This window comes from Pseudonocardia autotrophica (genome assembly GCF_003945385.1).
Taxonomy (GTDB): Bacteria; Actinomycetota; Actinomycetes; order Mycobacteriales; family Pseudonocardiaceae; genus Pseudonocardia; species Pseudonocardia autotrophica.
On record NZ_AP018920.1, the window covers coordinates 2,505,035 to 2,517,301 of the forward strand.

The following is a 12,267-nucleotide window of genomic DNA, read 5'->3' on the forward strand; positions in this document are numbered from 1 at the left end:
TGCGCGGGCGCACCTTGACGACGACAGCAATACTGCTGTAACCATGGTTGCATGACAGCGGGTGGCGAGTGGGTGCTGCTGTGCTACCGGGTGCCTCGGGAGCCGTCAACGCCGCGGATCGCGGTGTGGCGACGGTTGAAGGCGTTGGGGGTTGCGCAGGTGGGGGACGGGGTGGTGGCGCTGCCGGCGGACGCCCGGACCCGTGAGCACCTGGAGTGGGTGGCCGAGGACGTGGTGCGGGTCGGCGGCTCGGCGATGGTGTGGGTGGCCTGGCCGGGCGCGGCGCGGCAGGCGCGGGAGCTGGCGGAGCGGATGCGTGCGGCTCGGGACGAGGAGTACGTGCGGCTGGTCGACACAGTGCGGCAGGCGACCGCGGACCCGGACCGGGCGGCGCCGGGCCGGGTGGGGGCGCTGCGCAGGGTGCGGGCCGAACTGCGGCGGGTGGAGCGGCGGGACTACTTCCCCGGCCCGGCCCGGGCGGCGGCCCGGGCAGCGGTGGCCGCGCTGGCCGCCGATATCGACGCCCGGACCGACGTTGCGGCGGAGGCAGGTCGATGAGGTGGGCGACCCGGGCCGGGGTGCACATCGACCGTGCGGCGTGCGCCTGGTTGATCCGCCGTGCCGTCGACGAGGATGCCGAGTTCGTGTTCGTCGACGATCCCGAACAGGTCCCTGGGGACGCGACACCGTTCGACATGCGCGGTGTGGTGCTGGGGCACCAGGGCGCCGACTGCTCCTTCGAGACGATCCTGCGTCATCACGGGCTGGCCGACCCGGTGCTGTGGTCGCTGGCGCGGATCGTGCACGAGGCCGACCTGGAGGACGGCCTCTTCGACGCCCCCGAGGCGGCGGGTCTGGACGTGGTGCTGCGCGGGCTGTCGATGGTGTGTGACGACGCGGCGGTGCTGGCTGTGACTAGACCGGTGTTCGACGGGCTCTACGAGTACTTCCGCCGGGCCACCCTGCTCGACCGGCCCCCGGCCTGACCACCCCGACCCCGCCCTGCCCCCTGACAAGGAGAACGATGACCCACCCCGCCGACGACCCGACCCCCGGCGCCCGGACCGGGCCGCCGGACATCACCTCCGGGCCTGCGGCATCTCCGGTGGTGGCGTCCCCTAGTGGGCCGGGGCGCTCCGACGGTGATGTGGTGCCGTTCGGGTCGGCGGTGCGGGCGTGGTTCGCGATCTCGTTGCAGACCTTCGGGGGTCCGGCGGGGCAGATCGCGGTGATGCAACGGGCGCTGGTGGATGACCGGCGCTGGATCGGGCAGCGCCGGTTCCTGCACGCGTTGAACTACTGCATGCTGCTCCCCGGCCCGGAGGCGCACCAGCTAGCGATCTACGTGGGCTGGCTGCTCAACGGGCTGCGCGGCGGGGTGGCCGCCGGGGTGCTGTTCGTGCTGCCTGGGATGGTCGCCCTGCTGGCGTTGTCGGCACTGTATGTCGAGTTCGGCGACACCACCGCGGTCGCGGCGCTGTTCACCGGCCTGGGAGCCGCGGTGGTCGCGGTGGTGGTGCAGGCGGTGGTGCGGGTCGGGCGGCGCGCGCTGACCCATCCGGTACTGGTGGTGCTGGCGGTGGCCGCGTTCGTCGCGCTGGCCGGGTTCGCCGTGCCGTTCCCGGTGGTCGTCGGCGGCGCTGCCGTGGTGGGGCTGCTGGCGGGGCGACGGATCCCGACCCTGACCCGACCGGCCGGGCACGACCCCGGTTCGGAGGGTGCTGCACCGTTGGTGCCTGATGATCACCTGCACGCCGAGCGACCCTCGATGCGGCGGACGGTGCGGCTGCTGGGGATCGGCCTGCTGCTGTGGACCGCGCCGGTGGGGGTGGTGGCGCTGGTGACCGGGGTGGGGAGCGTCTTCACCACGCAGGGTGTGTTCTTCGGCGGCACGGCGCTGGTCACCTTCGGCGGGGCGTATGCGGTGCTGGCGTTCGTCGCGCAGCAGGCGGTGTCCACCTACGGGTGGGTGAGCGCGGGGGATATGGTCCGCGGGCTGGCGCTGGCCGAGTCCACCCCCGGTCCGTTGATCATGGTGGTGCAGTTCGTGGCGTTCCTCGGCGCGTACGCCGACCCGGGGCCGTTCGATCCGTGGGTGGCCGGGGTGCTGGCGTCCGTGCTGGTGACGTGGGTGACGTTCGTGCCGAGCTTCCTGTTCATCTTCCTGGGCGCCCCCTACATCGAGGCGCTGCGCGCACACCGGGGTCTGGCGGCGGCGCTGGCCGGGATCACCGCCGCGGTGGTGGGGGTGATCGCGCACCTGGCGGTGTTCTTCGCCGCCGCGACCCTGTTCGCCACCACCCCGGTGGTGGCGGCCGGCCCGTTCGTGGCGACGGTGCCGGACGTCGCGTCGCTGCGTCCGGTCGCGCTCGGGATCGCCGTCGTCGCCGCCGGGCTGGTGTTCGGGGCGCGATGGCCGGTACTGCGGGTCCTCGGGGTGTGCGCTCTGCTCGGGCTGGGAGCCGGGCTGGTCGGTCTGCCGGTCAGCTGAGCTGCCCTCGCGCCTGCATCGGCCGGAGTGCACCTGGGCCGGCGAGCCAGTCGGCCAGCGGGCGTGGTGGGCGTACGGCCAGCTCGGCCACATCGCCGGTGGTGAGGTCGAGGCCGCCGCTGCGGACGTGACGGCGAGCTCGTCGGGGGTCATGTCGAGCTGGCGGAGGGTCGATCGGGTCCGCCGGCAACGAGCTTGCCGCGGTCTACCGGATCCGGGTCGGGCGTCGGAACAGGTCGGCCGCGCTCGTCGCCGACGGCCTGCACGCCCGCACCGACGTCCTCACCCCCTCGCCGTCGTCCCCGCCGCGCCGGGCGTGCTCGTTGGCTTGCCGCTGGTCGACCTGATCATCGGCCTGCTCATCACCGTGGTGATCCCGGTCGTGCTGCGCAGCGCGGCCCACGACGTCGCCACACAACCGAGCACCGGCTGCTGCACGCCGTACCGAAGCTCCACCCGTCCACCGTGTACGTCAGGCCCCGGTAGCGACTCGGGGACGACCCGCACGCCGTCCTCGCCCACCACACCCGCGCGTCGGCCTCGGTGACCGCACGATGACGCGATGCGCCCTCACGTGCGCAGCGACCAGCCGAGCACCGCGAGCGCGACGACCATCCAGGCGACGAGATGGCCGAACGCGACGCTCGGGGAGGCGAAGGTGTAGAGCAGCCCGGCGACGGCGCTGGCGGCGACGTTGCCACCGGCCTGCCGTGGCGAGCATTCCGAACGCCGACCCGCGCAGCCCAGGCGGCGCGGTGGCGGCGATGGCGGCGTGTTCGGCGGTCTCGGCGCAGCCGATCCCGACCCCCGCGTACGCGAACGCCACCGTGAGCACGACCAGCTCGGGCCCGGCCACGGCGAACAGCGTGTAGGCCAGCGCGAACGCCGCCACCCCGAGCAACGTGACAAGCAGCGGCCCGCGGCCGCCGCCTGCGGATTCCGGAACCGGGACAACTACTGGCGCCGGGTACGGTTGCACTGCACCCGGCAGACCCGCCGATTGTCAGCGAGGAATCCGACGGTGCCCGCCTAAAGTCGAAGAGCCTAGAATCTCGCACCGTGGAGCAGGGGCAGTCGCGGACATCGGTCTGGTCATGGCTGGATGCTCACGTCAACCGTGAAACGGGAGTGGGCATCCCGCCTGGTGGGTCGGTGTTGCCGCGCCCTGACCTCGGCGCCATGGAGCGGCTCCTCGGCGTGCTGGGCCATCCCGAGCGTCAGCTACCGGTGGTGCTCGTGGCCGGAACGAACGGCAAGTCGACGACTGCTCGGGTCCTCGCCCGGCTGTTGGAGCGCAGTGGTCTTCGGGTAGGGCTGTACACCAGTCCTCATCTCGATGTGCCGCACGAGCGCATCGTCATCGGGGACACCACGATCACCGATGAGGAACTTGCGTCCGTGCTCCGCCCGGTAGTCGAGCATGAGCGGGACGGATCGAAGCCGCCGAGCTGGTTCGAGCTGATGACCGCGGCCGCCGTCCGCTGGTTCGCCGACCAGGGTGTCGATGTCGCGGTGGTCGAGACTGGCCTCGGCGGCAGCGGCGACGCCACCACCGCGCTCGGCGCTCGGGTCGTGGCGGTCACGTCGGTGGGGATCGATCACGTCGAGTACTTCGGCGCAACCCTGTGGGACAACGCAATTGCCGAAGCCGGTGCCGTCCCGGCGGGAGCGGCCGTGGTGCTCGGTGAGCCGGACGCGGCGATTCACCCGCCGTTCGAGGCGCGCTGCCCGTCCTTGCTGCTGATCACCGGTCACGACTTCGGTGTCATTGCTGACTCGCCGGTGGCGGCCGGGCGATCGGTGTCGTTGTTCACACCAGCCGCGACGTACGACGAGGTCTTCCTGCGTTTGCTCGCGCCGTGGCAGACGGCCAGCGCCTCCGTGGCGCTGGCCGCGGCAGAGACGTGGCTCGGCGCGGCGGTGGACGACCAGGTGGTCCGGGACGTGTTCGCTGCGACGCACGCCCCGGGGCGGTTCGAGCTCGTGCACGCTCCGGGTCCTCTCGTCGTGGACGGGGCACACAACGCCGCGGCAGCCGCCGCCCTGTCCCGCGGGTTGCGCGAGCGGTTCGCCGGGCCTGCTTCCACCGTGGTGGTCGGCATGACTGGGGAGCGCGATCCCGAGACGTTCTTGCGTGCCCTTGGAGTGCGGCCCGCAAGTCTGGTCATCTGCACATCGCCTCGCACAACCCGGGCAATGCCGGTCAGCGCGCTAGTCGCTGCCGCGCGAGCGGTAGGCGCGCGGACTGTCGAGGTCGAGGCCGACGTCGGTGCAGCGGTCCGCCATGCTGCCCGCCACCGCGACCGTGGTGTCGCGGTGGTCACTGGATCGCTGTATGTCGCGGGCGAGGCACTGCCGGTTGCGCGCTCACTGGCATTGAGCTTGGCCCCTGGCACCGGACACTGTGATGTTGACCCCGCTTCACGGACACGTCGGTGAGGAGATCAGGCCCGACGGGCGGTCGATGGTTTCGAACTGTACGGGGCTCATCCACTCCAATGCGGAGTGTCGGCGGCGTCGGTTGTAGAAGCCCTCGATGTACTCGAAGATCGCATTCGCGAGCTCGACGCGGGTGCGCCAGCGCCGGCGGTCGAGTAGCTCGGTCTGCATCCGTCCCCAGAAGGCCTCGGCGACGGCGTTGTCGTACGGGTCGCCGATGCTGCCCAGCGAGGGCAGCAGGCCCGCTCTGCGGGCGCGTTCGGTGAAGGTCCAGGAGGTGAACTGCCTGGGCTCAACTGGTGGTTGCAACACCGGCTTGGTGCAGCGACCGTAGCTGCTCGTCGAGAACTTCGGCCGGCGTCTTCCAGACCAGGACTTTCCGGGGTCTGCTGTTGACCGCCGCCTGGACGGCGAGTAGCTCGTCGTGGGTCCAGCGAGACAGGTCGGTGCCTTTGGGGAAGTACTGTCGCAACAGGCCGTTGGTGTTCTCGTTCGTGCCGCGCTGCCAGGGCGAGTGCGGGTCGGCGAAATAGACGGCGATGCCGGTGTCGACCTTGAACTGCGCGTGAGCGGACAGCTCCTTGCCGCGGTCCCAGGTCAGCGACCGCAGCAGTTCGGCGGGCATCGTGGTCATCGTCGTGGTGAGGGCGTCCTTCATCGCGATGGCCCCGTAGCCGCCCAGAGCGGGCCCGTTCTTGACCGGCGCGATGGTGCCGTAGCCCTCGAGTCGGGGAAGGTGCACGAGCAGTGTGTAGCGGCTGCTGCGCTCCACGACGGTGCCGATCGCGGACCGGTTCAATCCGATGATGAGGTCGCCCTCCCAGTGACCGGGCACCGCCCGGTCCTCGGCCTCGGCGGGCCGTTCGCTGAACACGACGTCGGCGGTGACGTGGCCTTGGGGCTTGTTCCGCGACCGTGCCCGCGGTTTGCGCAGCGCGCGACCGGTGCGCAGGCAGGCCACCAGCTCACGCTTGAGCGCGCCGCGTCCCTGGATGTAGAGCGCCTGGTAGATCGCCTCGTGGCTGATGCGCATGCCGACATCGTCGGGGAAGTCGAGGACCAGCCGCCGGGAGATCTGCTCCGGACTCCACGCCGTGGCCCAGCGTCGATCGGCGCGGTGCGGCTTGTTCAGCCCCTTCCAGGTCGTCGGCGGGCCGGCCACGACGGTCCCATCGGGACGCTGCAACTGCCCGCTCAGCCGGGCCTGGACGTAGTCCTGCAGCCGTGGATTGCTCGCCAGCTTCGCCGGCTCGGGACGCCGCGCCGCGGTCTGCGCCTTCCACTGCGCGACACTGGCCCGGTAGTCGGGCTTGCCGCCGCGGGTCGCGGCGTTGCGGTAGCTGTCAAGTCAACTGAGACAGTTGATCTTACTGAGTTGGCTGTAGGACGGGTTGATTGATCCACGCCTGCTCGGGCAGGCGCGGCGGGCTGGGCCGGCGACTGAATCGCTCGGGATACTGGGCGTGTGCGCGGTCGAGGACGGTCTGACGCTGAGCCCGGACCTCGGTCGCGGTGTCGAAGTGGATCGACGCCGGGGTGTGCATGCCGATGCCGGAGTGCCGATGCTCGTGGTTGTAGTGCTCGAAGAACCGCTCGCAGAACGCGCGGGCATCAGCGAGCGAGCCGAACCGGTCCGGGAAGTCCGGCACGTACTTCAGCGTCTTGAACTGCGCCTCGGAGAACGGGTTGTCATTCGAGCACTGCGGCCGGGAATGTGACCGGCAGATACCGAGATCGACCATCAGCTCCGATACCGGTTTCGAGGTCATCGACCCGCCCCGGTCGGCATGAATCGTCTGCGGGATGACGTGGTTGCGGGCGACTGCGTCGGCGAGGAAATCCTTCGCCACGACGGCATCCTCAGCGTTCGCGGCGAGCCATCCGACTACGTAGCGGGAGAAGATGTCGAGCACCACATACAGCTTGTACCACTCGCCCTTCCGCGGGCCCTTCAGCGCGGTGATGTCCCACGACCACACCTCGCTCGGGCCATGAGCGACCAGCTCCGGGCGCACCCGCGGCGGATGCGTGGCCTGGGCGCGCCGTTCCCGGTTCTGACCCGCTGCGCGGGCGATCCGGTACATGCTCGACTGCGAGCACCACCACCGGCCCTCGTCGAGCTCCCGGGCCCACACCTGCGGAATGGCCAGATCCCGGTAGTCCTCGGAGTTCAGCAGCGCGAGCACGGCGGCACGCTCGTCGTCGGTGATCGTCGAGGGCGGGAGCCGGCGCGCACGGTGCGGGCCGTGCAGCGGCCCGAGCGTCACCCCCGCCGGGTCGGCGCGGCGGTAGTGCGTGGCCCGCGACCGACCGGTCAACGCGCACGCCGCCTTGATCGACACCTCAGCGGCGCGCAACTCGGTGAACGCGCCGTTCAACGCCGCTTCCGCGGCGCCGGTGGTTCCTGGTCGTCCGCGCTCTCGGACAGCTGCTCCAAGAGCGCGTGCGCTTTTCCCATGATGTCCAACGCGGTCCGCGTCTTCGTCAGGTCGGATTCGAGTTTCGCGTTCCGGGCCCGGAGCCGTTCCAACTCGGCCGCCTCCGCCGACCGCTTCGGACGTTTCGCCGACCGCCTCGAATCGGCTACGCCCTCCAGCGCGCCGACGTCCCGGGCCCGGGTCCACTCGATCACGTGCGACGAATACAGGCCCTCCCGGCGCAGGACCGCGCCCTTCTCACCGTTCGGCGCGTTCTCATACTCCGCGACGATCGCCAGCTTGTATTCCGCGCTGAACGACCTACGCGACGGACGCGGCGACGGACCACCAGCCGACCGCGGACCCGACGACGACGCCGTCGACCCGCTGCTGCCGGCCCCCGCACCGCGACGCTCCTCCGATGACACGAGCACCAGGATCTCCGATCACGCCCTCTACTGTGAACCGCTGACTTCAACCTGTCTCAGGTGATCTTGGCAGAGAGGGTTGCGCCGCACCTCGCGTGAGATCGTCCCGGGATCGCGCCTGAGCTCCCGGGCGATCTCACGGACGCCGTGGCCCTGCGCCTTCAGCAGCGCGATCTCCTCACGCTCGGAGAACGACAGATAGCGGCCGGTGGGCTCGGCCAGGCTCAGCGGCGGCATGCCACCAGCCTGGCGAAACCAGCGCACCGCGACCGGCGTCGACACGCCGATCTCCAGCGCCGCCTCTTCTGTGCGCTTGCCCTGCGCGATCAGCCGCCAGAAGGCGCGCTCCACATGCCGCGCCGGCATCGGCCGGCCCGGCGAGCGCATCGCCGGTCGCAGAGCCCGATCCGCCTGTTGCTGACGCCGTGCCATCGAACACCTCCGAGATCAGGAGAGGTGTTGCGACGACCGATTGAGTCCGCCCTGGGTTCCATGATCACCGTGGATGATCCCGCCCGGGACCTGCCCGGCGATGCCGCGCGAGTCGATGGCCATTCCGAGGGCTGAAGTGGCCAGGTCCGCTCGTTGACGGGAGTCGATGGCCCAGCCGACGACCCGGCGGGAGAAGACGTCGAGGACCACGCAGCAGTAGAGCTTTCCCTCGCGAGTGGGGTGCTCGGTGATGTCGGTGACCCAGAGCTGGTTCGGACCGTCACGCCGGAAGTCGCGTTTGACCAGGTCAGTCACGGTCCTCGCCGAAGGGACCCGTTTCGCTTTGCGCCGCAACGGAAGTCCGGCCAGACCGGCGCGGCGCATCAGCGCTGCGACGGTCTTGCGGGACACGATCACGCCTTGGCCGAGGACGAGTTCGGCGCGAATCCTCGGCGCCCCGTAGGTCTGGCGGGACGCCTCGTGGACAGCGGTGATCCGGTCGGTCAGCCAGGCCTGCCGGATCGTCCGAGACGAGGGAGGGCGGCCGCGAGCCTCGTAGAAGCCCGCCCGGGACACCCCGAGGGACAGGCAGGCCTGCTTGACCGGGACGCCCTCAGCGGCCAGTCCCGCGACGAGGGCGAACCGAGCTTTTGGGGGCACCACCTGCTCGACTGCGGCAGCTGCCCTGCGCAGGATCTTGACCTCAGTCTCCAACTCTGCAATCCGCGCCTTGGCCGCGGTGAGCGCTGCCGACTCGACCTGCTCAGGGGTCGGGGTCTTGAGCCCTCGGTCGAGCAGATCCCGGGACTTCCAGCGATGCAGGCAGGACTCCGCGATGCCCAGCGACGTCGCCACGTCCCGCACTGAACGTCCCGAGTCGAGCAGATCAAGGGCGCGGCGCCGGAACTCCGGCGGGTAGGGCTTCGGCACGACGGACGATCTCCTTCACAAGATCGTCGGACACTATGTCTCCTCACGTCCGTGTCCGCTGAGCGGGGTCAACATCACTGTGTCCGTGAAGCGGGGTCAACATCACGTCACCTGAGGTGGACCCGGTCCGCCAGGGAGGATGTCGTTCGTGCCTGCACCTCACCCGCCGGAGTTCCGGCGTCGCGCCGTCGAGCTGGGTCGTCTGGGCGAGAAACCGATCTCGGCGATCGCGAAAGAGCTGTCGATCTCCGAGTCGTGCCTGCGGAACTGGATGGCCCAGGCCGACGCCGATGACGGCAACACCAGCTCCCGGTTGAGCAGCGATGAGAAGCGTGAGCTCGCCGAGCTGCGCAAGACCAATCGCCGCCTCGAGGTCGAGAACGAGATCCTCAAACGAGCTGCCGCCTACTTCGCCCGGGAGAACGTCCTCCTAAAGTAGTGTTCCCGCTGGTCCGTGAACTCGCCGACGACGGCTTCGACGTCGCGGTGACCTGCCGGGTGTTGAACGTGTGACGCCAGGGCTACTACGAATGGCGATCCGGAGTGAAGTCCGCCCGCACACTGGAGAACGAGATGCTGCTCAAACACATCGAGACGATCCACGAAGACTCCCGCGGCACGTATGGGTGGCCGCGGGTGCACACCGAGCTGTCCCTCGGCCTGGGCATGACGGTCAACCACAAGCGGGTCGCGCGGTTGATGCGCGAGGCCGGCATCCAGGGCCTCTACCGGCGCCGGCGCCGTGGCTGCACCGTCCGTGACCTGCACGCCGAGCCCTACGCCGACCTGGTGGACCGGGACTTCGTCGTGGACGGGCCGGACGAGTTGTGGTGCACCGACATCACCGAACACCCGACCCTGGAGGGGAAGGTGTACTGCGCGGCCGTTCTCGACGCCTACTCGCGGCGCATTGTTGGATGGTCGATCGACAGCACCATGCGCACCGCGCTCGTCGTCGACGCGCTGGGCATGGCAATCAGCCGCCGCACCCCCGAGTATCATTCGGCGATCCTGCACTCCGACCACGGCTCGCAATTCACGTCGTGGGCGTTCGGGCAGCGATTGATCGACGCAGGCCTCGTCGGCTCGATGGGCTCGATCGGTGATTGTTACGACAACTCCATGATGGAGTCGTTCTGGGGCACGATGCAACTCGAACTACTCGATTCCAGAACCTGGACGACTCGTGCGGGGCTTGCCCACGCGATATTCGAGTGGATAGAGTGTTGGTACAACCCCAAGCGGCGACATTCCAGCATCGGAATGCTCTCGCCGGTGGACTACGAAATTGACTGCCTACTCCGTACAGCAGTCGATGCTCCCTTCTGGTGCTGGCCGAGCCGCCACCCCCGAACAACTTTCAGTGACCTACGTCACGATCCCTGAGTCAGGCCCTGGGAAGCGTCGGCGCGGTCCACGTCAGGCTCGACGATGCCGAACGGGCGCGGCTCCAGGCGGTCGAGCGCTGCGCCGCGGCGGGGCGCACGACGACGCGGATCGGGTTCGGCAGCGGATCGCCGACCTGGCGATATAGCGGGTTATCACCAGGTCCACCATGGATAGTCATGTGACCGCGCCCTTGACGTACGAATCATGTTTCGCGATTATGAGTGCGCTAAGGCGGTGACGGGGTGTGAGCAGACGGTGTGGTGATGGTCGTGGGCTGGTCGGCTCAAGGTGGTTCGGATCGACACCGAGGGGCCAGCCTGGGGTTGCGCGGGACGCGTCAGCGCGTCTGGGGCGGGCGAGTAGAAGTGAAGGAGGGGGGTCAGTGTCGGTCGACAGTTGCCGCCGCGGTGTCCGGTGCGAACAGGGCGAGCAGTGCACCGATACGGTGCTCGCTCTCGGCGGGGTGCCGGAACCGGCCTGCCTGGTTGACGGGTACTGGTTGCGGCGGCCGATCCGGGTGCGGGCGAGGTAGCCGCCGGCCTCGAGGTCGGCGACGATCATCTGAACGGCTCGTTCGGTCACGCCGACCGCGGTGGCGACGTCACGCATCCGGGTCTCCGGGTCTGCGGCGATGGCCAGCAGTACGTGGGCGTGGTTGGTCAGGAAGGTCCATGCCGGCCCCACCGGATCCGGGTTCGCCGGTCGCGAGGCTGCCGGCATCGCTTCTGTCGGCTGCGCTCCCGTGGATCCGTTCGTCGTCCCGGCCTGGCCTGTTGCCCGGTTCACGGCCCGCCCCTCTGAGTCTACGTCGGTGCGCAGCATCATCCATGTACGAAGCCTGTTTCGCTACACCGGCTGCGGTTGAGGCTGGTCAGGTCCCGAGGAGTGTTCGTGTTCGACGTTCCGTTGTGGCTGTGGTGGGCCTTCGCCGCCACTGTGGTGATCGCGCTGGCTACTGGGCTGCTCGGACTCGCGGGTGGCCGCGGAGATCGTGTTCGACCGCGGTCTGGGTGACCTGTTCGTGGTGCGCACCGCCGGGCACATGCTCGGCGCCGAGGTTCTGGCCAGCATCGAGTTCGCCGTCCTGGGCCTGGACGTGCCGCTGGTCGTGGTGCTGGACCACGACCGCTGCGGCGCCGTTGCGGCGGCGATCGCCGCCCACGACAGCGGTCGCGCCCCGACCGGGCACCTGCGCGTGGTGGTGGAGCGGCTGAGCCCGGAGATCCTACGCGCGCAGGCCGAGGGCATCACCGACCCCGACGCGATCACCCGCCTGCACATCGCCAGCACCGCTCACCGGCTGCTCGACGACGCCCCCGGCCTACGCGGGCGGGTCGACGCCGGCCGCTGCGCGGTCGTCGGTCTCGGCTACGCCCTGGCCGAGGGCCGTGTCGACAGGGTGGTCGCCCACGGGCCGGTCACGCACGGAATGTCAGCACCGTGAGCGCAGTCGTGACAGCGCGCCTGGCGGCACCCACCGCTAGTAAGACTGCACTGTGGTACACGAACTACATTTCGTGTATAGTGGTTCGTGAGGGGAGTACCTCGATCCGGTATCCGTCGTCATCACGGCACCTCCGCAGGTGCCCGGCGAACCCATTCGCGACACCGGCAAGATGGTCCGGTGCGGGTGGAGGGAGACCTCGCTATCCCCGTCCGTGCTGGTTGCGGGCGGCTCAGCCGAGGAGCCCGTCATGACACCTCTCTCCGCAGCATCCGGCCCGCCGCCGAGGCTCGGCGA

12 protein-coding genes and 4 pseudogenes are annotated in these 12,267 nt (G+C 69.8%); 8 read left to right on the top strand and 8 right to left on the bottom strand.

From position 1 onward, the window contains the following. The first annotated feature begins 51 nt into the window (after window positions 1-51). From Pdca_RS11805 to chrA, 3 genes are read left to right on the top strand one after another with little or no spacing between them, the layout of a single operon-like run. Window positions 52-558 carry a Chromate resistance protein ChrB gene (locus Pdca_RS11805; protein ID WP_085915312.1) on the top strand — a complete coding sequence of 169 codons (507 nt, stop codon included), beginning with the start codon at window positions 52-54 and terminating at the stop codon, window positions 556-558. After that, on the top strand, window positions 555-986 hold the full coding sequence (locus tag Pdca_RS11810) for a chromate resistance protein ChrB domain-containing protein (protein WP_085915311.1): 432 nt from the start codon (window positions 555-557) through the stop codon (window positions 984-986). The genes Pdca_RS11805 and Pdca_RS11810 overlap by 4 nt, the downstream gene beginning before the upstream one ends. A 38-nt stretch (window positions 987-1,024) precedes the next feature. Further along, window positions 1,025-2,491, top strand: a complete 1,467-nt coding sequence (gene chrA, locus Pdca_RS11815; protein WP_085915310.1) for a chromate efflux transporter — start codon at window positions 1,025-1,027, stop codon at window positions 2,489-2,491. 282 nt (window positions 2,492-2,773) lie between these two features. Here the strand turns inward: chrA and Pdca_RS37975 are convergent, their stop codons facing one another. Then, window positions 2,774-2,947 (bottom strand): hypothetical protein, encoded by a 174-nt coding sequence (locus tag Pdca_RS37975; protein WP_158092275.1) that lies wholly within the window; start codon window positions 2,945-2,947, stop codon window positions 2,774-2,776. Between the two features lie 254 nt (window positions 2,948-3,201). Here Pdca_RS37975 and Pdca_RS35490 point away from each other — a divergent pair, with 254 nt between their 5' ends. Then, window positions 3,202-3,363 (top strand): hypothetical protein, encoded by a 162-nt coding sequence (locus Pdca_RS35490; RefSeq protein WP_158228327.1) that lies wholly within the window; start codon window positions 3,202-3,204, stop codon window positions 3,361-3,363. A gap of 187 nt (window positions 3,364-3,550) precedes the next feature. Beyond that, window positions 3,551-4,930: a bifunctional folylpolyglutamate synthase/dihydrofolate synthase gene (locus Pdca_RS11820; protein ID WP_125911366.1), complete on the top strand. Its 1,380-nt coding sequence runs from the start codon at window positions 3,551-3,553 to the stop codon at window positions 4,928-4,930. Here Pdca_RS11820 and Pdca_RS11825 read toward each other — a convergent pair. The 6 genes and pseudogenes from Pdca_RS11825 to Pdca_RS11850 form a co-directional block, all read right to left on the bottom strand. Continuing rightward, window positions 4,913-5,215, bottom strand: a pseudogene (locus Pdca_RS11825) (transposase); the annotation flags it as partial. The gene Pdca_RS11820 and the pseudogene Pdca_RS11825 overlap by 18 nt on opposite strands. A gap of 7 nt (window positions 5,216-5,222) precedes the next feature. Next, a pseudogene (locus tag Pdca_RS11830) lies at window positions 5,223-6,266 on the bottom strand (IS30 family transposase); the annotation flags it as partial. 31 nt (window positions 6,267-6,297) lie between these two features. Further along, on the bottom strand, window positions 6,298-7,308 hold the full coding sequence (locus Pdca_RS11835; protein WP_125911267.1) for an IS3 family transposase: 1,011 nt from the start codon (window positions 7,306-7,308) through the stop codon (window positions 6,298-6,300). Continuing rightward, complete coding sequence (locus tag Pdca_RS36045; RefSeq protein ID WP_179956585.1) at window positions 7,305-7,781, bottom strand: transposase; 477 nt, start codon at window positions 7,779-7,781, stop codon at window positions 7,305-7,307. Before Pdca_RS36045 ends, Pdca_RS11835 begins: the two co-directional genes overlap by 4 nt. A gap of 72 nt (window positions 7,782-7,853) precedes the next feature. After that, window positions 7,854-8,207 (bottom strand): annotated as a pseudogene (locus Pdca_RS36835) (helix-turn-helix domain-containing protein); the annotation flags it as partial. A gap of 15 nt (window positions 8,208-8,222) precedes the next feature. Beyond that, entirely contained in the window at window positions 8,223-9,137 is a 915-nt protein-coding gene (locus tag Pdca_RS11850) for an IS3 family transposase (RefSeq protein WP_085916820.1), read from the bottom strand. Window positions 9,138-9,285: 148 nt separating this feature from the next. On the opposite strand from Pdca_RS11850, the gene Pdca_RS11855 reads away from it, so the two are divergent. Both Pdca_RS11855 and Pdca_RS11860 read left to right on the top strand, forming a co-directional pair. Further along, window positions 9,286-9,576 (top strand): transposase, encoded by a 291-nt coding sequence (locus Pdca_RS11855; protein ID WP_158092387.1) that lies wholly within the window; start codon window positions 9,286-9,288, stop codon window positions 9,574-9,576. 86 nt (window positions 9,577-9,662) lie between these two features. Next, window positions 9,663-10,523 (top strand): annotated as a pseudogene (locus Pdca_RS11860) (IS3 family transposase); the annotation flags it as partial. 177 nt (window positions 10,524-10,700) lie between these two features. Here Pdca_RS11860 and Pdca_RS37980 read toward each other — a convergent pair. Further along, window positions 10,701-11,351 carry a helix-turn-helix transcriptional regulator gene (locus Pdca_RS37980; RefSeq protein ID WP_373865555.1) on the bottom strand — a complete coding sequence of 217 codons (651 nt, stop codon included), beginning with the start codon at window positions 11,349-11,351 and terminating at the stop codon, window positions 10,701-10,703. A 130-nt stretch (window positions 11,352-11,481) separates the two neighbouring features. Between Pdca_RS37980 and Pdca_RS11870 the strand changes: the two genes are divergently transcribed. Next, window positions 11,482-11,970, top strand: a complete 489-nt coding sequence (locus Pdca_RS11870; protein ID WP_085916817.1) for a carbonic anhydrase — start codon at window positions 11,482-11,484, stop codon at window positions 11,968-11,970. Window positions 11,971-12,267: the final 297 nt, after the last annotated feature.

Excerpts from the sequence above, each read along its gene's own strand:
- Pdca_RS11810 (WP_085915311.1), top strand. The coding sequence starts at position 555 with ATGAGGTGGGCGACCCGGGCCGGGGTGCACATCGACCGTGCGGCGTGC.
- Pdca_RS11805 (WP_085915312.1), top strand. The coding sequence starts at position 52 with ATGACAGCGGGTGGCGAGTGGGTGCTGCTGTGCTACCGGGTGCCTCGG.
- chrA (WP_085915310.1), top strand. The coding sequence starts at position 1,025 with ATGACCCACCCCGCCGACGACCCGACCCCCGGCGCCCGGACCGGGCCG.
- Pdca_RS37980 (WP_373865555.1), bottom strand. The coding sequence starts at position 11,351 with ATGATGCTGCGCACCGACGTAGACTCAGAGGGGCGGGCCGTGAACCGG.